Origin of the sequence: Reichenbachiella agarivorans (assembly GCF_025502585.1) — a bacterium.
Lineage (GTDB): Bacteria > Bacteroidota > Bacteroidia > Cytophagales > Cyclobacteriaceae > Reichenbachiella > Reichenbachiella agarivorans.
The window spans coordinates 3,325,099-3,346,553 of sequence record NZ_CP106679.1 but is presented as its reverse complement, the minus strand read 5'-3'; the positions used below and the strand labels follow the sequence as shown (position 1 = coordinate 3,346,553).

General features: G+C 40.9%; 18 protein-coding genes. 11 read left to right on the top strand and 7 right to left on the bottom strand.

All coding sequences use genetic code 11. From position 1 onward, the window contains the following. Positions 1-9 precede the first annotated feature (9 nt). Genes N6H18_RS14125 through N6H18_RS14100 form a run of 6 tightly spaced genes read left to right on the top strand, consistent with a single transcriptional unit; the run spans position 10 to position 4,886 of the window. Complete coding sequence (locus N6H18_RS14125) at positions 10-582, top strand: thiamine phosphate synthase (RefSeq protein WP_262311618.1); 573 nt, start codon at positions 10-12, stop codon at positions 580-582. Then, the gene (locus N6H18_RS14120) at positions 569-1,318 is read left to right on the top strand and encodes a hydroxymethylpyrimidine/phosphomethylpyrimidine kinase (protein WP_262308924.1); all 750 of its coding nucleotides are present in this window, start codon (positions 569-571) and stop codon (positions 1,316-1,318) included. The genes N6H18_RS14125 and N6H18_RS14120 overlap by 14 nt, the downstream gene beginning before the upstream one ends. Beyond that, positions 1,315-1,950, top strand: coding sequence for a thiamine phosphate synthase (locus N6H18_RS14115; protein WP_262308923.1), 636 nt, complete (start codon positions 1,315-1,317; stop codon positions 1,948-1,950). Before N6H18_RS14120 ends, N6H18_RS14115 begins: the two co-directional genes overlap by 4 nt. Next, the gene (locus tag N6H18_RS14110; RefSeq protein WP_262308922.1) at positions 1,937-2,710 is read left to right on the top strand and encodes a thiazole synthase; all 774 of its coding nucleotides are present in this window, start codon (positions 1,937-1,939) and stop codon (positions 2,708-2,710) included. Before N6H18_RS14115 ends, N6H18_RS14110 begins: the two co-directional genes overlap by 14 nt. Further along, positions 2,700-3,827, top strand: a complete 1,128-nt coding sequence (gene thiH, locus N6H18_RS14105; RefSeq protein ID WP_262308921.1) for a 2-iminoacetate synthase ThiH — start codon at positions 2,700-2,702, stop codon at positions 3,825-3,827. The genes N6H18_RS14110 and thiH overlap by 11 nt, the downstream gene beginning before the upstream one ends. 36 nt (positions 3,828-3,863) lie before the next feature. Further along, complete coding sequence (locus tag N6H18_RS14100) at positions 3,864-4,886, top strand: glycosyltransferase family 2 protein (protein ID WP_262308920.1); 1,023 nt, start codon at positions 3,864-3,866, stop codon at positions 4,884-4,886. Here N6H18_RS14100 and N6H18_RS14095 read toward each other — a convergent pair. The 3 genes from N6H18_RS14095 to N6H18_RS14085 all read right to left on the bottom strand — a co-directional run bounded on the left by N6H18_RS14095 (position 4,883) and on the right by N6H18_RS14085 (position 9,618). Continuing rightward, complete coding sequence (locus N6H18_RS14095; protein ID WP_262308919.1) at positions 4,883-5,569, bottom strand: hypothetical protein; 687 nt, start codon at positions 5,567-5,569, stop codon at positions 4,883-4,885. The two genes, N6H18_RS14100 and N6H18_RS14095, sit on opposite strands and share 4 nt — an antisense overlap. 206 nt (positions 5,570-5,775) lie before the next feature. After that, positions 5,776-6,915 carry a response regulator gene (locus N6H18_RS14090; RefSeq protein ID WP_262308918.1) on the bottom strand — a complete coding sequence of 380 codons (1,140 nt, stop codon included), beginning with the start codon at positions 6,913-6,915 and terminating at the stop codon, positions 5,776-5,778. A gap of 18 nt (positions 6,916-6,933) precedes the next feature. Next, positions 6,934-9,618, bottom strand: a complete 2,685-nt coding sequence (locus N6H18_RS14085; protein WP_262308917.1) for an ATP-binding protein — start codon at positions 9,616-9,618, stop codon at positions 6,934-6,936. 514 nt (positions 9,619-10,132) lie between these two features. Here N6H18_RS14085 and N6H18_RS14080 point away from each other — a divergent pair. Next, positions 10,133-10,291, top strand: a complete 159-nt coding sequence (locus N6H18_RS14080) for a hypothetical protein (protein ID WP_262308916.1) — start codon at positions 10,133-10,135, stop codon at positions 10,289-10,291. Between the two features lie 51 nt (positions 10,292-10,342). Here the strand turns inward: N6H18_RS14080 and N6H18_RS14075 are convergent, their stop codons facing one another. Then, entirely contained in the window at positions 10,343-13,111 is a 2,769-nt protein-coding gene (locus N6H18_RS14075) for a phosphoenolpyruvate carboxylase (RefSeq protein WP_262308915.1), read from the bottom strand. A 248-nt stretch (positions 13,112-13,359) separates the two neighbouring features. Between N6H18_RS14075 and N6H18_RS14070 the strand changes: the two genes are divergently transcribed. Then, positions 13,360-13,722: a LytR/AlgR family response regulator transcription factor gene (locus N6H18_RS14070; RefSeq protein ID WP_262308914.1), complete on the top strand. Its 363-nt coding sequence runs from the start codon at positions 13,360-13,362 to the stop codon at positions 13,720-13,722. Positions 13,723-13,789: 67 nt separating this feature from the next. On the opposite strand, the gene N6H18_RS14065 is transcribed toward N6H18_RS14070, so the two are convergent. Beyond that, positions 13,790-14,590 carry a DUF481 domain-containing protein gene (locus tag N6H18_RS14065; RefSeq protein ID WP_262308913.1) on the bottom strand — a complete coding sequence of 267 codons (801 nt, stop codon included), beginning with the start codon at positions 14,588-14,590 and terminating at the stop codon, positions 13,790-13,792. Between the two features lie 107 nt (positions 14,591-14,697). On the opposite strand from N6H18_RS14065, the gene N6H18_RS14060 reads away from it, so the two are divergent. Next, on the top strand, positions 14,698-15,408 hold the full coding sequence (locus N6H18_RS14060; protein ID WP_262308912.1) for a pseudouridine synthase: 711 nt from the start codon (positions 14,698-14,700) through the stop codon (positions 15,406-15,408). Here N6H18_RS14060 and N6H18_RS14055 read toward each other — a convergent pair. Together N6H18_RS14055 and N6H18_RS14050 are read right to left on the bottom strand one after the other, a co-directional pair. Next, positions 15,388-16,605: a BaiN/RdsA family NAD(P)/FAD-dependent oxidoreductase gene (locus N6H18_RS14055; RefSeq protein ID WP_262308911.1), complete on the bottom strand. Its 1,218-nt coding sequence runs from the start codon at positions 16,603-16,605 to the stop codon at positions 15,388-15,390. The genes N6H18_RS14060 and N6H18_RS14055 overlap by 21 nt on opposite strands. Before the next feature lie 756 nt (positions 16,606-17,361). Beyond that, entirely contained in the window at positions 17,362-17,778 is a 417-nt protein-coding gene (locus N6H18_RS14050; RefSeq protein ID WP_262308910.1) for an endonuclease domain-containing protein, read from the bottom strand. A gap of 1,700 nt (positions 17,779-19,478) precedes the next feature. Here N6H18_RS14050 and N6H18_RS14045 point away from each other — a divergent pair. Then, the gene (locus N6H18_RS14045) at positions 19,479-20,048 is read left to right on the top strand and encodes a hypothetical protein (protein ID WP_262308909.1); all 570 of its coding nucleotides are present in this window, start codon (positions 19,479-19,481) and stop codon (positions 20,046-20,048) included. 187 nt (positions 20,049-20,235) lie between these two features. Beyond that, positions 20,236-21,267, top strand: a complete 1,032-nt coding sequence (locus tag N6H18_RS14040) for a hypothetical protein (protein WP_262308908.1) — start codon at positions 20,236-20,238, stop codon at positions 21,265-21,267. The last annotated feature ends 188 nt before the right edge of the window (positions 21,268-21,455 follow it).

Sequence of the window (21,455 nt, the reverse complement as noted above, 5' to 3'; positions counted from 1 at the left end):
TTGAAACTAGTGATCATCACACCAGAGACGCTGGTGGACAAGGAACTATCTACATGCAACGAATTGTTACAACTTGACATTCGTTTGCATGTCAGAAAACCCTCTTGGTCATTTGATCAAACCAAGGAATATTTGACACAGCTTGATTCACAATGTTACTCCAAAATCAGCCTTCATCAACACCACGAGTTGGTCAATGAAATGGATTTGGGGGGCATACATTGGAAATCAAACCAACAGGTAATAAGTTCTGGTCAGATGATCAACTCCAAGTCCTTTCACTCGTTCAAAGAGATTCGGGATGAAAGTCATACCTTGGCGTACGGCTTTCTGAGTCCGATCTATGATAGCATCTCTAAAGATAACTATCAGTCACAGTTTGACTTGAACGAACTGAAAGAAGAATTCGAAAAAGGCACCCCCTTCCCTATTTATGCGTTGGGTGGAGTTACTCTCGATGATTTGGCAACACTGAGAGCAATAGGATTCAAAGGAGCGGTTCTTTTGGGTAGCTTCTGGATAGATGGTGAATATGAAAGACACTTAAACTTACTTAAACACATAACTCATGGCAATTGTTAAAGACAATCTAGTATTAAGTATTGCAGGTTTTGATCCTTGCGGTGGTGCTGGCATCCTCGCAGATATACAGACGATGCATCAACTGAAAGTACAAGGTATGGCAGTGGTCACTGCCCTCACCTATCAAAATGAAGATGACCTCTGGGGAATCGAATGGAAAGGTTTTGAACCTATCAAGTCTCAAATTGATGCACTGTTGGCCGACTACAACTTTGATGTCGTCAAAATCGGAATCATCAATGGTTTAGATCTATTAGACAAACTCTTGCAATATCTGGAGAAAAGAATCCCAAAAGCCAAGATTGTATGGGATCCAGTATTGAAATCCTCTTCTGGATTTGATTTTGTCAAAAAAGTAGAATCTGATGAGTTTCAAAATATTCTAAAGAGAGTTCATTTGATCACACCTAATAGATGGGAATTTGAAAAAATATCTGCTGCGCTTGGTTCTGAATCATGGCCTACCAATGTCTTGAAAAAAGGTGGTCATAGCGATACAGATGACACCTCCGATGTATTGATTATGAAAGACGGCAAGCAAATCAAAATAGAAGGACATAGAATAGAAGGCAAGGACAAGCATGGCACTGGCTGTGTCTTATCCTCAGCAGTAGCTGCGGGACTCAACAAAGGTCAATCACTAGAAGAAGCCTGCAAAGCAGCAAAAACATACACTGAAAAATATTTACAGTCTGGCACCAAGAAGCTAGGCCGACACTTTGAAATCGACGCATGATCAGTAGGTTGCATTATATATCCCAAGAAACAGACGGCAAAAGCCATGTACAAAACATAGAAGAAGCATGCAAAGCAGGTGTGGATTGGGTTCAATTAAGAATTAAGAACAAAACAGACGATGAAATCTTGGAAATTGCCACACTTGCAAAAGAAGTGTGCAAGAAATACAAAGCCAAGCTAATCATCAATGACCATGTCCATATTGCCAAAAAGGTAAAAGCCAATGGTGTACATTTAGGTCTGACAGACATGCATCCCAAAGAGGCAAGAGAAATATTGGGTGATCGTCCTATCATTGGCGCTACAGCCAATACATGGGAAGATGTCGAGAGATTGGCCATGGAGCAAATCGATTATATAGGGCTAGGCCCATTCAGAGAAACAGACACCAAAAGCAATTTGAGTCCTGTTTTGGGATTGAAAGGCATCTCTGCCATACTCAATCAGATGATCATTCATGACATATTCATGCCGATCATCGCCATAGGAGGCATTCAGACCGAAGATGTTTTTGACCTACAATTGTCAGGATGTCACGGAGTAGCCATCGCTTCATTGATCAACTATGCAGACAATAAAAAAGAAACAGTCAACGATATAAAATACTGTCTACCAGATGCAGAGTTTTAAAATAGCAGATAGGGAATTCAAGTCAAGGTTATTTACGGGAACTGGCAAATTCAAGAACAGCCAGTTAATGAAAGAAGCGTTGGAAGCCTCCGAATCAGAATTGGTTACGGTAGCCTTAAAACGTGTGGATGCAGGAGATGCCAATGATCAAATACTGAAACACTTGAATCATCAGCGAATCCATTTGCTACCCAACACTTCTGGCGTACGTACCGCCAAAGAAGCAGTATTTGCTGCTCAATTGGCAAGAGAGGCATTAGAAACCAATTGGATCAAATTGGAAATCCACCCAGACCCAAAGTACCTGATGCCTGACCCAATTGAGACACTCAAGGCGACTGAGGAGCTCGCCAAGTTGGGTTTCATCGTATTGCCTTACATCCATGCTGACCCAGTATTGTGCAAGCGACTCGAAGATGCGGGTACTTCTGCCGTCATGCCATTGGGCTCTCCTATTGGTAGCAACAAAGGATTGAAAACCATTGATTTCCTTGAAATCATCATTGATCAGGCCAATGTCCCGGTGATCGTAGATGCAGGTATTGGAGCTCCTTCGGATGCTGCCAAAGCCATGGAAATTGGAGCAGATGCATGTCTTGTCAATACTGCTATCGCAGTCTCTGACAATCCAGTCCAAATGGCGATTGCATTCAAAATGGCGATCGAGGCAGGTCGTATGGCTTATGAAGCCAAGTTGGCTTCTCCTGTCAATCATGCTTTAGCCAGTAGCCCTTTAACTGCCTTTCTGGATGAGCTTTAAACGAATATTTGACACATATACTTGGGATGAAGTCAAAGCATCCATCTATGGCAAAACGTCAGCAGATGTAGAACGTGCGTTGCAAAAAACCGAAAGAAACATCGAGGATTTCAAAGCGCTGATTTCACCAGCTGCCGCACCCTATTTAGAGCAGATGGCAAGAATGAGTCATGAGTTGACCTTGCAGCGTTTTGGCAATACCATGCAGCTCTATGCTCCGCTCTACCTATCCAACGAGTGTCAAAATATCTGTACCTACTGCGGCTTCAGCCTAGACAACAAAATCCGCAGAAAAACCCTCAATGAAGTAGAAATCAATAAAGAAGTCCAAGCTTTAAAGGAACTCGGTTTTCAGCATGTACTTTTGGTGACAGGTGAAGCCAATCAGACGGTCGGTGTGGATTACATAGAAAAAGCCTTGAAGCAGATTCGACCTCATTTTGCCAATCTCAGCATGGAGGTTCAGCCTTTGGATCAGGAAGACTATGAACGCCTGATCCCTCAAGGATTGCACTCTGTCCTGGTCTATCAGGAAACATACCATAAAGAAGATTATAAAAAGCATCACCCCAAGGGGAAAAAATCCAATTTCGATTACCGTCTAGAAACCCCAGACAGACTGGGAAGGGCTGGAATTCACAAAATGGGTTTGGGTGCGCTCATCGGTCTAGAAGATTGGCGCGTAGATAGTTTTTTCGTTGCATTGCATCTGGACTATCTGGAGAGAATGTACTGGAAAACCAAATACAGCATTTCCTTCCCAAGATTGAGACCTTTTTCTGGGGGATTAGAACCCAAGGTAGAAATGGTGGATAGAGAATTGGTTCAACTCATCTGTGCGTATCGAATCTTCAACCAAGAAATTGAACTTTCACTATCCACCCGAGAAACCAATACCTTTAGGAATCATGCCATCAAACTCGGCATCACGACGATGAGCGCGGGATCTAAAACCAATCCTGGAGGATATGCCGTAGAGCCGCAGTCCTTGGAGCAATTCGAAATCTCAGATGATAGAAGCCCACAGACAATCCAAAACATGCTCATCCAAAATGGATATGAACCTGTATGGAAAGATTGGGATTTGGCTTTGGAGACAGCTCATTCAATGCTTTGATTCACCAAAACGGATCGGGAAGATCTTCTTAAATAGATGGAGCAAAATAACGATAGCAAACGTCCTAAAGTCTCCATCATACTTCCCTACTTCAATGCAGAATCGACAATTGTATCTGCTGTCAAGAGTATCCTACATCAGGATTATGACAACCTAGAACTATTATTGATCAACAACAATTCGACCGATAGCAGTCTGGCTCTCTGTGAAAATCTATCGCTAGATGATACTCGTATCAGGTTGTTGTCCGAATCTCAACAAGGTGTAGTTTTTGCGGCTAATCTTGGACTCAAACATGCTACAGGAGCGTACATAGCCAGAATGGACGCTGATGACCTGTCACATCCCCAGAGGATTTCCAAACAACTCTACCACCTACAGTCCAACCCGCATATTGACATCTCAGCTTGTTGTGTAGACTACAAAAATAAATCAAAACTAATTGATACGGGCTTTGAACATTTTGTAAACTGGAGCAATTCGGTCACTGCGACAAACGAGATTAAACTCAATCGCTTTGTGGAATTTCCGGTTGTCAATCCCACACTATTCTTCACCAAAGACATTGCAAACAAAGTAGGAAATTACAGAGAAGGTGATTTTCCAGAGGATTACGAATGGTTTCTTAGAGCACTTGAATTGGGTTGCCGAATAGAAAAATTAAAAGATAGACTACTGACATGGTATGATTCCCCTCAAAGACTTACAAGATCAGATGACAGGTACAGAACAGAAGCCTTTTTTACTCTTAAATCCATCTATTTAGCACAAGCCATTCAGCAAAAAACACATGAAGTATGGATTTGGGGCGCGGGTAAATTGGCCTTGACTAGGAGCAAGTTCCTAGAAAAGCATGGCATTGTCATCAGAGGCTACATTGACATCAAGAAAAACAAACAAATCCCAGGATATGAATGTGTTCATTTTCATGAAATCGATCTCTCTAAACAACCATTCATTGTTAGCTACATTACCAACAGAGGCCGAAGAGATGAAGTACGTGGCTACCTAAATGAAAAAGGATACAAGGAAGGAACCAACTATCTTATTGCAGGTTAATCCTCAACAAAGTGATGCCTCTGAAAAATATTGGTAGGTGTAATTTTCACCGTAAAGTCCCCCCTCTTGTTGCTACAAGCAACCTCCAGATCATTGAATCCGAACACATAAATATTAAACTCCACATTGAGCTCTATGTCATGGGTAAATGCCTTCTTCAACAGGCCCCAATGATTTCGAATTTGTCTTTTTTCTTCTTCATCCAAGTTAGATACATGCTCTGTCACACTATTGGTAGTGATATAAGACTCCTTGAGATCAACCTTCACTTTTCCAATTTCCGCGCGGGTTTGCTTCATAGCTTGGGAGTACAAGTGATTGGCTAGTAATTCGTGATTTTTGAGTGAAAGAAGGGATGATTTGATAGAATCATTGGTATAATCGACATAAGGAAACTCTCTTTCCAGCCATGCGTCCGAGACTTCTATGACCGAGAATAGCAGTGTATCATAAATAGCCAAACTGTAAATACTAATAGGCACCAGGATCATGGTAAAAGTCTGATGCTCAGTAATATGCCTTACAGATACGTCCACATCTTCACCGATCCTCACATCTCCCCTTTTGATCTTACCGACATTGTTGAGATGACGCTCTTCTTCGCTTACAAACTGATCCAAGAAAGGCTTAGACACAGCCAACTTATGGATCATGTTTTCTATCTCTCCAATGTGGTTTTCCATGATATATTGTTGCATGGTTTCACCAACCTCGACTTCTCTTTCGGTCAAATTTTGTCCGAAACAATCACTACTGGTTGAAAAACAATACAAACACATACATAGAAAAAATATAGCCGATTGACTAGTCATTTTTCTCAATTAAATGCAATGGGTTTATATCAAATATTAACTCACAATGGAGTCAAAGCTTAGCTGTATTGATCTTCTTACAGATGAATACCTAGCATACATTTTGACTTGTCCCCTGTCAGTTGATTGGCAATATCTTGAGCCTGTTCTACCATAGACTTGCCACGCATACCTCTCATATACTGTAAAAAAGATACCCCTTCTGTTGCTGAATTGCTAGAAGGAATAATCTGATTGACCATATTCTTAGAAATAAAATATGCTTCAGTGATCTGCGATGCAGATACAACTTTCAAATCAGGCATATTGTTATCCTTCAAATGAAAAGATTGCGAATCACCATTGAGCATTTTCAGTTTATCATTCTCATCAAAATAATAGATGTTTTGGTTGGCACCACTAAATGTCATCACCCTGCTAGACTGATCTAAAACTGCAATAGATATGTCCAGAGATTCTACCAAATCATTAGCATCTGCAAACTTGCTTCTAATCTTTGCAAACAACTGCGTCAGGATCAAAGAAGTATCTGTACCTACTCCTTTGTAGATAATCTCAGAAAGAGACAAACTAATATAAGACTTGAGAGCCAGAGAGGCTGCTTTGTTGCTTTCAGTATTGAAAAAAGCAACCACCACCTTTTCGTCTTTTTCACCAAACCAATAAGAATATTTATTATTCATATTGTTGTCATACAAGATAAAACTCTCTGCAATTAGGTCTTGTAAATCTGACTGTCGTGGCAAAATTGAATCATTCATCTTAATGACCGATTCGTTCACATGATTGGCAGGACGATCTCCTTCCTTTTCCTTCTTTTCTAACGCCTTGTCAAACTCAACCTTGAGTTGGTCTCGATCCCATGGCTTGACCAAGTATTTATCCAAACCAAACTCGTTGACAGCACGAATGATTGCGCCAATATCACTAAATCCAGTCATAATCATCCGGATGATATTGGGGTGTTTTGGTACTATCTTGGCTAGCAAATCTACACCAGACATACGTGGCATCTGTTGGTCTGTGATGATCAAATCAATCTTTTCTTCATTCAATAGCTCCAAAGCATCATAGCCATTCACTGCCGTGAACACATTGTAATCACGTTTAAACGCATGTTGAAAAATCCGTAGGTTCACTGGTTCATCATCCACATATAGTACACTATATTTTTTGACGGTTTCCTTCTTCTCTGGACGTTGTAATACTAATTCCATAATCGTATCCTCTCTAACCTAACTCAGTTGGTTCTCTAAAACTTTTTCGTCTAACTCTAACTTTTTGGGCAGTCTAATGATGAATGTGGTACCCACACCCAATTCACTTTCTACTTCTATCGTACCATTGTGTTTTTCAATGATACCATGAGAGATAGACAATCCCAAGCCTGTTCCTTTACCAATATCTTTGGTAGTAAAGAACGGATCAAATATTTTATCCTTAACATGATCTGGCATGCCACTGCCAGTATCCTGAATTCTTATTTCTATAAAGTCTTCGTCTAGATTTTTGGTAGTAATGGTGATGGTGCCATCATCTTCCATAGCATCTAGTGCATTGTTCACCAAATTTACAAACACTTGATTCAATTGACCTGGAAAACATTGGATCTGAGGGATGGTCTCATCCATGTTCTTCACAATTTCAGCCTTGTTTTTGTACTTGTTTTTCAGGATCAATAATGCTGAATCAAAACTCTCGTTGATATCTGCATCTTTGACTTCTGCTTCGTCATGTCGTGAGAACGTCCTCAAGCCGTTCACAATCTCTGTAATCCGTGAAATACCATAATTCACATCGGCAAGTAATTCCTCACTGCTACTTTGCAGGTCATTCAAATTGTCTTCATCCTCAGCCAATATGGATCTATATTTTCTAATCTGCTCTATATCGTCTAGTGACAGTACTTTTTGATAGTTTTCGATATACCCCTTCAATTCCTCAAAATTCCTCAACAAGGACTGAGCACCACTAGATACGAAATTAATTGGATTATTAATTTCATGAGCTATGCCAGCAGTCAATAGGCCAAGTGAAGACATCTTTTCTGCTTGAACCAAATGAACTTGAGTGTTTTTGATTTCCTTGTTAGCCTTTTCTAGCTCTTCTCGTGTGGACTGTTCCTTCTTCAATAGAACTTTCAAATTGACATGTGCCTTTTTCAATTTATTGTTCATAGCGAGCATGGCTTCCGAACTCTTTTTGAGTTGAATATTTCTATTCAAAATCGTCTTTTGTTGCTCTGCTAGGTTCTGATTCTGCTCTTGAATGGTCTTACCAGTATTGTAAGTTCTATAGAAAGCAATTGCCAAAATCGTCAAAATGGTGATTGCCGCTGTGATGATAATGTATTGTAAAATTTTAGCTTGCTTGGCTTGCTTCGCTTCAAATTCCTTTTGCTGCTGGAGAATTTGACTCTCCTTCTGCAAAATATCTAGCTCCTTTTGACGCTCTGCTTCAGACAATCGGGTCATTTCTGCCTCAAGTTGGAGTCGATCAAGTTGTTCTTGATTGAGTTTGGCTCTGGCAGCTTGTTCTACAATTACGACTTCCTGCTTTGCCTTTTGTGCTTCCAACTCAATCTGCTGCATAGTTACTTCTTGCAACTTGCTTTTTTGTTCCAACAATTCCAGTTCCTTTATTTTTTGCTCTGATTTCAATCTTTCTCGTTCCTTAGCCAATTTTTGGTTTTCCGAACTTGAAATTTGAGCTCTTGCTTCTTGTTCAAAACTCTCAGCTAGGTTTTCACGAGATGCCGATACTTTGGATCTCATTGTATCATTATTTCCGACTTGAAGTTTGACTGCTTCATACATTTTCAGATACTCTTCATACTGCGTAGTACTACCCTTCCTTTTATACATATCTGCATAGAATTTATAGGTGTCGAGTAGAATCTCTTTAGAATTTTTACTAACAGCTATTTCCTCCGCCTTTTCCAATGCATTCAATGATGTTTTAAAATCAGCCTTTTGGTTGGCCACCTCTGCCTTTCTATTGTATAGTTCTGCCACATCGGACATTTTGCGCAGTTTCTCATTCTTTGCAATGGCATCATCAAAAGTAGACATAGACTTTTGATATTCGTTGTTCATGGCTAGGGCTACCGCTTGATTCTCTTTGTAGTTGACTGCATTTGGATTCTTGAGCACAGCGATGTTTGCATATTTCAATGCATTTTTATCATCCTCTGCCAAAATATACTGACCTGCCAGCAAATCTGCAGCTTCCGCTATACGGTCATTATTGCCCCTATCTTTGATCCTTTCATAATACAGGACACCATATTTGATGGCTTCTTCTGTATTTCCGAGAATCATGTATTGAGTAAACAATTGCTCTTGGGCCTTTCCTACATAGGAATACAACTTATCTACTACTGCAATTTTGAGCAATCTCTCATAAGTATCTACTGCCTTTTCTGTTTGATTGGAAGTGACATAATTGATTCCTAAAGACTCAATTGCACTAGCTTTTCCCTGTTTGAACCCCGTTTTGTCATATATAACTGATACTTGATAGTAATAATCACTTGCTTTGTTGTAGGCGCCCATTCGGGTATAAGTATCGGCCAAGTAATAGTAGCCTTGTGCAAGTTGTGATTGTTCTCCAGTCCTTTTGGCTGACAGGACTATCCCCAAAAAATAGTTGATTGATCGTTTGTAATCCTTCTTGGACAAGTAGATATCCCCCAGAATGCTTCTAAATTCGAAGATCAAATTTTCATCACCCAAGTATTCTGCTTGATCTAGACCTAGCAGTCCATATCCCAAAGCACCTTCTAGGTTTCCTCTCTTCTTGTTGTACTGCGTTTTTTCTAGCAAAGCCTGAGCCTCGCCCTCTGAAATCTCCTGTGAGAATACAGGGGAAATAGAAGACAATAGAGTTGTCAATAAAAATATTGATAGAACCTTTCTCATAACTTTTATACCGGCATTTGTTCAAATGAACCGATCTGCGAAAATACGAACATTGAGCAATTTCAATTTATTAATTTTCTAATAATTTCAGAATTCATAAGTCTGTTACAATATGCTTATAATAACAAGCTTTACAAAGATTTTCTTGACAAAACTGCTTCATTTTTCGACTAATTAATGGATTTCTTCTACGTATAGGATAGCACAATCAACATCCCTTCAAATTGTATTGTATTAATAAATATTACTATTTCAATACTTTCTATAATGTAATGCCTCAGGCATACTTCGAATGAAGACGCCTTATTTAAGAATAACTAGCCATTCTCATCGTCACTAAGTGAAACAAACTCCTCGATCAAAAACCTATATTACCTTGATACTAATTGAATTTAGACATGAAATGACATTAAAATTCTTATTCAAAAACAAAATAATTGCATCTTTCCAATATATTCTTTGATTATTCAAATTGTCTGATTAACTTTATATTATTATATTAAATCTAAGCAAAATGATACGATCTCTCTTTTTCAAAGACAATGACAAAGAATCAACACTGAAGCTTAAATTCAGCAAGGAAGATAACGCTTGGTTGGTACTCAAAGGTCACAGCATCATGTTCATAGGAGCGGAAGCACAATGCAAAATGTATATAAGCAACTTTAGCTAAAAAAAAGGGAATCTTGTGATTCCCCTTCTTGATAGTATTTGTAGGCTGATATCAACCTGTATTTCTCATTGCGCTTGCTATTGCATTGATTGTTAACATCAATTCGATCTGTGTATCTGCACTTTTCGCATCTCCTTCCTCTTTTTGTTTCCTCCAGAGTTTCAATAACTGAATCTGCTTCTCATGCAAATGTTTCATCAAAGGTGCTCTTAGATGATTAGAGTAATGATGGTTTTTTCTCCTCACTTCTATTCCTTCTCCCAACAAATCAAACAAGACATCTCTGGTTAATTTGAATTCATTCAAGAACATTCCCAAGAACTTATCTCTCAAGCTGACATCCTCTACTAACTCAGCATAGGACTTCATGATACCTTCATCTGTTGCAGCCAATGAAGTATCTACATTGGTCAATACGTATCTGATAAAGGTGTCACTAATGATGGCCTTTTTGAATTCGTTGTACTTTTCTGGAGACTTTTTCTTCAGGTTGGTAAAGGCTGTGCCTACACCATACCAGCTGGTCATGTGGTAACGAGACTGACTCCAGGAAAACACCCATGGAATCGCTCTCAAATCCTCTAAAGTATTGGCTCCTGTACGCTTGGCAGGTCTAGAACCTATTTTACTCGTTTCGATGGCATCAATAGGTGTTGCTTGTCTAAAATACTTGACAAACCCTTCTTCGTGTGTCAGTTTTTCGTAATGTTCTTTACTCTCTGCCGCCAACACATCCAAGATCTCAGCTTGTGGGTGATACACCCTTTCTGTCTGCTCGTCATGAAGACTCTTGGAAAGTGAATTGGCAACTAGCAATTCCAAATTGTACTCTGCATTAACTTTGTTTTCGTATTTCTGCGCAATGGTTTCTCCTTGCTCTGTCAGACGAATGTTGTGCTTGATAGACTGGTATGGCAATGCTTTGATAAAATAATGGGTAGGTCCAGACCCTCTACTGATTGATCCCCCTTTACCATGAAAGAACACCAAATCCACCTCATGCTTTTCGGCCAGTTCAGCCAATAAGTACTGTGAGCGGTAGAGATTCCACTGACTGGCAATGATCCCTCCGTCCTTGTTACTATCACTGTACCCCACCATGATCTGCTGACTCAGTCTTGCTAGACCTTTCTTCTCTTTCAGGTACCTTAGGCTCCTTTGAGTGAATTCATGGGCCAAGAAACCTTCCATAATAGATACCCCATGCTGCAAGTCTTCTATGGTCTCCAACAGCGGCACTACAGGTACTCGACAGACCAAACCCTCTTCAGTATTTCTAACCAAACCAGCCTCTCTTGCCAGTAAGTAAACTGACAGCAAATCCGAAACAGACCTAGTCATACTGACGATGAATGACCCTATTCCATCTGTCCCGTATTTATTTACGTGTGCTTCTACCACTCTGTAGCATGAGATTACAGCAGATGCATTGGGTCCCAAAACTGCATTTTGATGCGTAAAGGGACGGCTAGATTTCAACTCCTGTGTCAGGAACGCCACCCTTTTTTCTTCACTCCATTCGGAGAAATTATGATCTTCTACCTGCGCCGCTTCCAAAAGCTGCTCTATGGCCTTGTCATGAAACGCACTGTTTTGTCTCACATCCAACTTGGCCAAGTGGAAACCGAAAGTCTCCAAACTCCTGATAGACAGGTTGACATCATCATACGCGATTGATTGTGCGCCAAAACTGATTAGCTCTTTCTTCAACAGGTTGAGGTCATCTAGCATATCCTGAGCCAGTACATACCTACCTGCTTCTTCTGTCAGTTCGGTTGCATGTCCCCTTTCGAGAATGATCGGCATTTTAGCTATGATCAAATTGGCAAATTGTCTGAAGCACTCTTCTTTGTTTCTATTAAATGAATCCAAACCAAGATCTCCCAAATCGCTGATCATCTCGTTTACACGCTCTTGAAATTCTTGGCTACACTCATCTACAGAATGTGTAAAACTCAAGTGTTTGACCAAAGTGGTCAAATTTCGGTTCATCACTACAAAAGCGTTCAATCGAAGAGCTTGCAAGGTTTCTTCTGTCACTTGCTCGGTAACCAAAGGATGGCCATCTCTGTCTCCTCCTACCCAATTACCAAAACTGATCTTAGGAAAAGCATGGTTCTCCAACAGTGACTTCTTGTCCAGTCCACAGGAAGACCATGCCTGTATGAGCCTTCTGTCCAATACTGGAATCACTTTTGGAAATACGTTGACCAAATAATGGAGAATATTTCTAAGTTCAGAATGTACGTCTGGTTTCTCTAGGTAAATCTCCCCCGTCTTCCAGATCCGATACAATGCCAACTTGATATTGTGTCTGATATTGAGCAATTCATTGTCAGAGAACATTTTGTTTTCTCTGTTGACCAATAGCAAATAAAGATCTCTATGATGTTCTAGAACCGTCGCTCGTTTTGCTTCGGTAGGGTGAGCAGTCAAGACGGGTTCTACCACCGTATCTGGCAGTTTTCTCAATATGTCTTGCTCGGTTATTTTATTGGTGAGTAGATTGTTGATATTGCTAGCAAACAAACCATTGACTGCATGGTAGTCCAATTCGTTTTCTACTCTTCGTCGGTTTTGGACAGCACCATTGACTTCTACCATATTGACGAGTTGAAAGACCAACGAGTAAAGCTGAATATGTTTTGAAGACATTTCTTCTCCAGATTTGAATGGAAAGTCATTCAAAAATGGAATATCCTTGGCTATCTCAGCCTCTCCATTCTGCTCAAGTATGTCCTTGAGACATTCCAGTAAAAACTCAAAATCATAATAGGGCTTACCTAGTTTTTCCTTTACTTCTGATAGAATTCTGTTCATTTGGCTACTTATTAGAAAATTTGTATCAAAACAACCCAAACGTTGTTAATATCTAACGCAATTTAGGGATTTATTAAGAGCATACATACCAATATACACATATATTGAATGCTTAGTAAACAGTTGGACTATTTAAATGTTAGTTTGTCTATTTCTGAGTTTTTTCATCGTCAGTTTCGATAAGTAGTATTTTTTGGTTAAGATTGGCTTTGCTTACAGAACTAAGAACAGAGATCAATTAATAATAAATGGAAAAGTACAAATGTGTGGCAATCGATGATGACTTGGTATATTTAGAGATATTCAAGAAACTAGCCGAGCGTGTTGACGTAATTGATTTGGTGGGTACATTTAGTAGTGCTATTGATGGTGCTGTGGGCGTATCTAAACTCAAGCCAGATATCCTATTTCTAGACATTGAAATGCCTTATCTAGATGGATATGAGACGATTTCAACACTAGAGAGCAAACCAAAAATCATCATTGTTTCTTCTCACTTGGAGTATGAAACAGACGAGTTGAAAATTGATGTTAAAAAATACATCAGAAAGCCACTAGAAGGCCCTGAGCAATTGGCTCAGATTGTCAAAGAGGTAATGGCATCCGAGTAACTAACACACGCAACCCAACCACCAAAAAAATATTCTAGGCTACCAAATTGGTAGCCTTTTTTGTGGCCTAGAATGTATAGGCCAATCCATTTTTGATTCCATACACTGTCTTATTGATGTCAATGATTGGCTTGTCTTCGTAATGTATGCTGCCTTCGACTACAAAGGAAAAGTGACTTGTAATGTTGAAATTGAGTTGCAGCTCTCCACTGATTCGGTGTCTGAATGCATCGATATCCCAATCATATCCTACTTGGTAAAACGTAATAAAACTCAAATTGGCAGCATCACTCAATTCCAAATTGCTCTTGAGATATGAGGAAGACTTCCAAAAACTCACACTCACTATCTGACTGATCTCATCAAATGTCTCCCATTTTTCATGCTCGTAAAAGGCCCCCGTACCAAAATCCATTTCAAACTCTGGCGTCTTATAGATTCTATATTTAATCCCCCCTCCTACAATACCTCTAAAATCCAAACGTCGACTTGCGTCAAAAGAAGCCTGTGTGTACACCTCATAAGACAGCCTATTTTTTCTCATCAGGTTGGTTCGGTAGTGGATAAAACCTGTACTGATGACGGGATCACCTGTCGCTTCATAATAATTCAACTCCCCTGCTAAATAATAGGCATGCAAATCCGAAACATACACAATATCCACAGCTGACTCGATGGTCAACAGTTTGGCCGATTCTTCGGGTGTTGGACTCCTGTTGTCAGTTTCAAAGAAAAACTCTATTCCCCCAAAAGTATAACGTGACGAATCTGTCGTCACATCCAATTTATTGACATTGAGGATTTGGGCTTGGGTAGATATAGATATGAGTAAAAAAACAGCTAACACTGCAAAAAAAATGCATTTCATAGTAGATCCAAATTGGCTTAGACAGGTAAATTATTGAACTTGCCAGCAAGTTCAAAGCATCAGAGGTCAAGATACAGTTTGAATAATTACCTTACTCCCCAAATAAATTGGATCAAGAATTAGAAATCATATACCAAGACGACCATTATGTGGCGATCAACAAACCCCATGGACTGTTGGTGCACCGTTCGAAAATAGCCTGCAACACCGATCGCTATGCGCTGCAAGAACTCAGAAACCAACTTGACAGGCATGTCTACCCTGCTCATAGATTGGACAGGAAAACCAGTGGTGTGCTAGTTTTCGCACTCAGTGAAGAGGCGCTTCAACTGATCAGAAAGGAATTTGAAAGCCAGACCATTGACAAAGTGTATTGGGCCATCGTGAGAGGGTATACAGAAGAAGAAGGCATCATAGACTATGCCCTCACCAATGACAAAGGCAAGGTGCAAGAAGCCGTAACCCGCTACAAAACACTAGAAAAAACGGAGGTCAATGTACCACATCTGGGTCACAGTACCTCTAGGTACGCTCTGGTAGAAGTATATCCCGAGACTGGGAGAATGCATCAAATCAGAAAACACTTTGCCCATATCTTTCATCCGATCATTGGAGACAGACCGCATGGCTGCAACAAACAAAACAAGCTATTTTTGGAAAAATGGCAGATGGGTACGATGCTACTGCACGCCAAGGAATTCAAATTTCGGCATCCATACACGCAGGTGGAGACAATTTTCAAGGCAGGGCCACAGCCTGAATTTATCCGAATGATCCATGCTCTGGGATTTAAATCCTTAGTCCTTCCCTCCCAATAGACCCGCGACATATCCTGTACTCCAGGCAGCCTGAAAGTTGAACCCTCCCGTTACACCATCTATGTCCAGCACCTCTCCGGCAAAATACAGCCCTTTGATCTGGCGGCTTTCCATCGTGTTGAAATCCACCTCGGCGGTATCTACACCCCCGCAGGTCACAAACTCTTCTTTGAAAGTCGTCTTGCCTTCCACCTTGTAGACATCATTGCACAGGACATTGATCAGGCGGTTTCTGTCCTTTTTGGCCACCTCCATCCATCGTTTGCTCTCGTCCACCTCTACCCTGTCCAGCAAATAGCTCCAGAGTCGCTTGGGTAGATCAAATGGATTGATATTGCTCACGAGCTTCTTGTCCAACTCCGCTGAGACTGACTCCAATCGCTCTCGTACCTGCGCCTCATTGTCCAGCTGCGTCCAGTTGATCTGGATGCTAAACTGGTAGTTCAAGTCGTGCAATATGCGTGCACCCCAGGCAGACAATCGCAGGGCAGCTGGCCCACTCAGCCCCCAGTGCGTCACCAACAGCGGACCTTTCTCTGCCAATTTGGTTCCTTGAATCTTCACCGTAGCTGCCGTCATTGCCACACCGGACAGTAGCGTCAATTTCTTCTCCGAGGGGATATTGAAAGTAAACAAAGACGGTACAGGAGGAATGATCGCATGTCCCAATTGTCTCAACCAGTCATAGGACTCAGGCTTGTTGTTGCCTCCTGCCGCAATGATCAGATAATCATAGACCCTGTTGCCTGCTTTGGAAAACAACTCAAAGCCACGGTGAGTTGGCGTGATGGACGATACCCTGTAGTTCTGGACGACCTCTACGCCCAGTTTTCTAGCCTCATCTCGCAGACAATCGATGATCGTTTGTGAATCATTGGTCACGGGAAACATCCTGCCGTCTGCTTCGGTCTTGAGCTCAACCCCTCGCTGGGCAAACCAGTCGATGGTTTTCAGCCGATCAAAATGCCCGAAGGTTTTCTTCAGTACCTTGGATCCTCTGGGGTAAAATCTTAGAAAATCAGCATTGGACTCACAGCCATTGGTCACGTTGCAGCGCCCGCCGCCTGACACCTTTACTTTGGACAGGGTCTTGCCAGATGCCTCCAAAATATCGACCTGCGCCTGTGTATGCGCTACCTTGCACGACAGTGCTGCAAAGAACCCCGCTGCTCCACCTCCTATTACTGCTACCTTCATCCCTCAAATAAACTTCAAATATTCGTATGCTGTAGGGTAGATTGGTTAAAATTCGTCCTGATTCTACCGAAATCTACCTCTATTCAAGCGTCAATTTGATTGCTTTACCAGTCCTATCTGCAAGTCCTCTTTGTCCTTGATGCTCAAAAGCCTAAAAACAGCCTGTACTGCTCTATTTTGGAGATTGCTACGTACTGCTCTGGCCTAGGAAATAGGTGATTCAAAACCCGTACAGGTTCAGTTGTGTTGCGATGATGCCAGAAAGTCCACCCCCCGCCAGCGGGGGAAATCGTTTGATTTGATTAAGTTTTGTTCTTTGGGATTGAGTCTATGTTCCTTTTCATTCGGGTATAGCAGGAAAGCCAAGACTACACTGACTACTTCTTTGTCTCCCGCTGGCGGGGGTTAGGGGGTGGAACTAATGCATGCTTATCTATCCACTCAGCTATGCTTTCTTAAATTTGCCCATTTGATTGTACTACCAGTCCGATCTGCTAGTCCTCTTTGTACTTGATGCTCAAAAGCCTAAAAACAGCCTGTACTGCTCTATTTGGAGATTGCTACGTACTACTCTGGCCTAGGAAATAGGTGATTCAAAACCCGGACGGATTCAGTTGTGTTGCGGTGATGCCAGAAAGTCCACCCCCTGCCCCCGCCAGCGGGGGAGATTGTTTGAATTGCTTGATTTTTGTTCTTTGGGGTTGAGTCAATGTTCCTTTTCATTCTGACAAAGCAGGAAAGCTGAGGCTACACTGGCTATTTCTTTGTCCCCCGCTGGCGGGGGTTAGGGGGTGGAACTACTGCATGCTTATCTATCCACTCAGCTATGCTTTCTCTAACGTGTTCTATGTTTTGTAGCACCTCTTCGTCGGCATACCTCAAAACAGTAAAGCCTTGGGATTCTAGTTCCTGTGTTCTCTTTTGATCTTTGATATAAACTCCCTCATAGGAATGTGTGATTCCATCAATTTCTATGATAAGGTTTAATTCCTTGCACATGAAATCCGCAATGTAATTAAGAACTGGTCTCTGTCTTCTAAATTGATAACCCGCCATCATCCTTGCTTTGAGTACATATTTCCAAATACAGGCTTCTGCCTTGGTCATATCTGATCTTAGTGCTTTAGCAAAAGGCTGAAGCCGCTTGTTGTAATGGCTATTGTTTTGGGTCATTGGGTTCGGATTTAGGTATTGCAAGAATACTAAAAAGTCCACCCCCCGCCCCCGCCAGCGGGGGAAATCGTTTGATTTGATTAAGTTTTGTTCTTTGGGATTGAGTCTATGTTCCTTTTCATTCGGGTATTGCAGGAAAGCTGAGGCTACACTGGCTACTTCTTTGTCACCCGCTGGCGGGGGTTAGGGGGTGGAACTAATGCATGCTTATCTATCCACTCAGCTATGCTTTCTTGAATTTGCCCATTTGATTGCACTACCAGTCCGATCTGCTCGTCCTCTTTGTACTTGGTCCTCAAAAGCCTAAAAATAGCCTATACTGCTCCATTTCGATGATTTGCACGCACTGCTATGGACAAGAAAATGGGCGACCAAAAACCCGCGCGGGTTTGACCATAAACCTGCGCGGGTTTGGCCGTAAACCCGCGCGGGTTTGCACACGAACCCGCGCGGGTTCTGAATGGAGACAAAGGGCAGTGCAAAAAAGGGAGATTTTGCAGGGCAATCGCATGTAATAGACCTTGAACTTTTCCAAAGTGAAGCAATTCAATACAAAAATTTTTCATATTTCTTGCACGTCAGGAAAGCCGCCGCACGCTGTCCTGACATTCCTGAGTCCAAGAGAGCCGGTTGAGCATATGAAACGAAAATAACACCTGCCCACCACCCAAATCCTCTCCCTAGATTTGGGTATATTTCTATGATCATCACATCACTCGACGACTCCCATGAGTATCCAACAAATCTCGCTAACCATCCACTATGACTCGTTTTCCTATCACTAAATCTCGCTGGCCATCCACTATCACTCGTTTTCCTATCACTAAGTCTCGCTGACCTGTGACGAAGATTCGCTGACTATCCACTAAGTCTCGCTAGCCGTTCACGAAGACTCGCTGATCATTCACTATCACTCGTTTTCTTATCACTAGGTCTCGCTGACTATCCACGATGTCTCGCTAGATGCTCACGAAGACTCGCCTATCATCCACTAGGTATTGCGGATCATAGACGCAGACTCGCGACCTCTCACTGAAGACAATTGACTGTCAGGTTATTGCCTTAAAAAAATTAAATGCAGCATATGGTTTTTATCTTTCAATCCATTAAGTATGTGATTAATTGAGTCAGGTGCACAGATATAGGTCCTAATCGAGCCGATTATCTGTGCATTTTTTTGTCAGGATACTAACGGGATGATTGTGAATTGATCATAATCATCGTGCTCAATAGGTTGATAGGAGGTCTGGGAGTATTCCCAGGCTTTTTTTTGTGGTGGGTGGAATCGGTTACTGCCGAGGTAACAGTTAGTCAGGGGAAACAGCTCCCCCACCACCCAAATCATTTACCAAGATTTGGGTATACTGCTATAATTAGTGCAACAAAGCATCCATCTTTTGGTGAGATATGGGGTTGAGGTGTTAATTTTGGTAGGAGGCATGAGTGAAGAAAGCCACCTTATCGACAAATTAAAAAACTTAGATTTACTCATGCCATAAGGCAAGTATGCGGAACTTTTGTCCGCATACACAATTGTTATGGGCTATTGCCGCAACTTGCCAATGAACCAAATTAAACTTATCTTCATTTTACTCCTTTTTTGCGGCTGTTCTCAACAAACCGACGAACTAACATTCCAAGGAAATTCTAATGTAATTGGCCAATGGTATACAAACGACAAGAACTGGCCTCACTGGCTTATGTTTGATTCACTGAACAACTTCTATCGCTGGAGTTTCAACGAACAAATACCTTCACAACCAACTGCGAAATTTGTTGCAACCGATTCAACGATCAAATTCATTTATCCTCCTGACAGTGTCGAACAGGAACTTATTTTGCAGATTGAATCCAATGAATTGACGATCCTGCCTCCCGATGACCGAATCATGTCAACTTATGTCTATCAACGAGACAGTTTTTCCAACCCGAGATTTGCTGAAATTTACATTTTCCGATTAACTGATACAGAAGCTGATTCCCTCCGAGGCGACATTCCGAACTATCACACTGCTGAGGATTCGATTTTTGAAGACGCTTTTTATCTACTTGAACACTCTTGGATCAACTATCAACTCGTGGACTCAACTTTTGTAACTCTAAAGGACGGCTCAATTTACAACAAATTCGATTTAGGTGGATACGGAGTGATTTACTTCACGAACGACAGCACCTACATTAGAATGGGATTCCCTGAACGTCAAAAATTCCAAGCAGAAATCGATTCATTTTTTCATTTTGTGAACAGAATCCACAGTCTGAACAATTAAAACAGCCCATAACATTGTGTATGAAGTCATGGCGAGTTGGTGGTAGAGTCGAGGATCGGTGGGTATCTGATAGTCCGCCAATCCTGCGGATCGGCTCGCTTGGGAGAATTAAATTAGCGGCCAATCCGCAGGATTGGCTTGAAGAAAACCGCTATCTTTAGTGCTTTTAAACCGCCACGACTCATACATGGGCGTTAGGAGCAATGAATATTTAATGAGCTACAAATACCAAGAATCTAATTACGCAAAGCAATTTGGAATATTCACTCCATACAGTGTGAATATGTACTCAGAATGTAACTCCGATAGTCCTGCAAATTTCCTTAAAAGAAATGCAATACTTTTTGAAAATCTAGTAATTGTCCCTCAAGGCATAGGCCCTTTAGATGGTTCAGAACTATTCACTAATGAGTCTTACTTGAATGCGTATTCTAAAGAAGATATTAAATTCAAAAGTGAACTGTCTGAAATTTTATTAACGATAGAAGATTTTGTCGAAGGTGAAGAACAGCTAAGGGAATATTATGCCCCATCTAACCCAGAAACATCAATGTGGATGGGTGAAAATTCTGATAAGTACATTGAATTCGTAAAGAAATATGTTCAAAAAAAGAATGGATTTGATTCACCTGAAATTCAATCAAGAGAACACATGAAAGATTTGAAATACTATATCGGTACAATTTCGTCCGATTTTCAAATTTTAACTGAGTCGATTAATAAATTTGATAATTTTTCTGCACTTCTTTCTGAAATACATGAAGATGCCTACAGGTTCACATACAATCAGTACGAAGCAAAAATTCAAACTAATCAGGTGATTTCATCTATTCAAAGCTTAAATCATTTTGATTTCGGAACTCTTAGTTGGGATGAAATAATTACTCTACGAAAATCTGAATTTTTGAAAGATTTTAGAAGCAAAGTGTTTGAATGGACTCAGGAGTTCTACCAATCCCAAAACACAGATGAGTTTCAAGTGAAAATTGATAAATATATTGATGATGCCAAATTCGACTTTATAGAAAAAAGAAAACCAAATATGGTAAAGTCAATTTTGACAGGGATAGCTGGGAATTTCCCACTACCAATACCTGTTAACCCAGTTGGACTAATATCTTCTATTAACCAGATTAAAGAAGATAAAAAAGCTGCTAAAGACTTTGGATGGTTGTTTTTCATCCAAAAGGCAAGAAAAAAAGCTCCTAACATTCTGTGATCAAATCATGGCGGTTCAGCTGTAAATGAAAGTTCTCTGCTTTCTGGAAGCCCCGCCATATCTCAGATTAGCTCTATGAAATCAAAAAGGGATAGCGCAAATCAGAGATTTGGCTATCTTGTATCCGAAACTTAAACTAAATCACACGCCACGATTGATACAGTGGCGTTGTGGTCAATTGGCTAGTC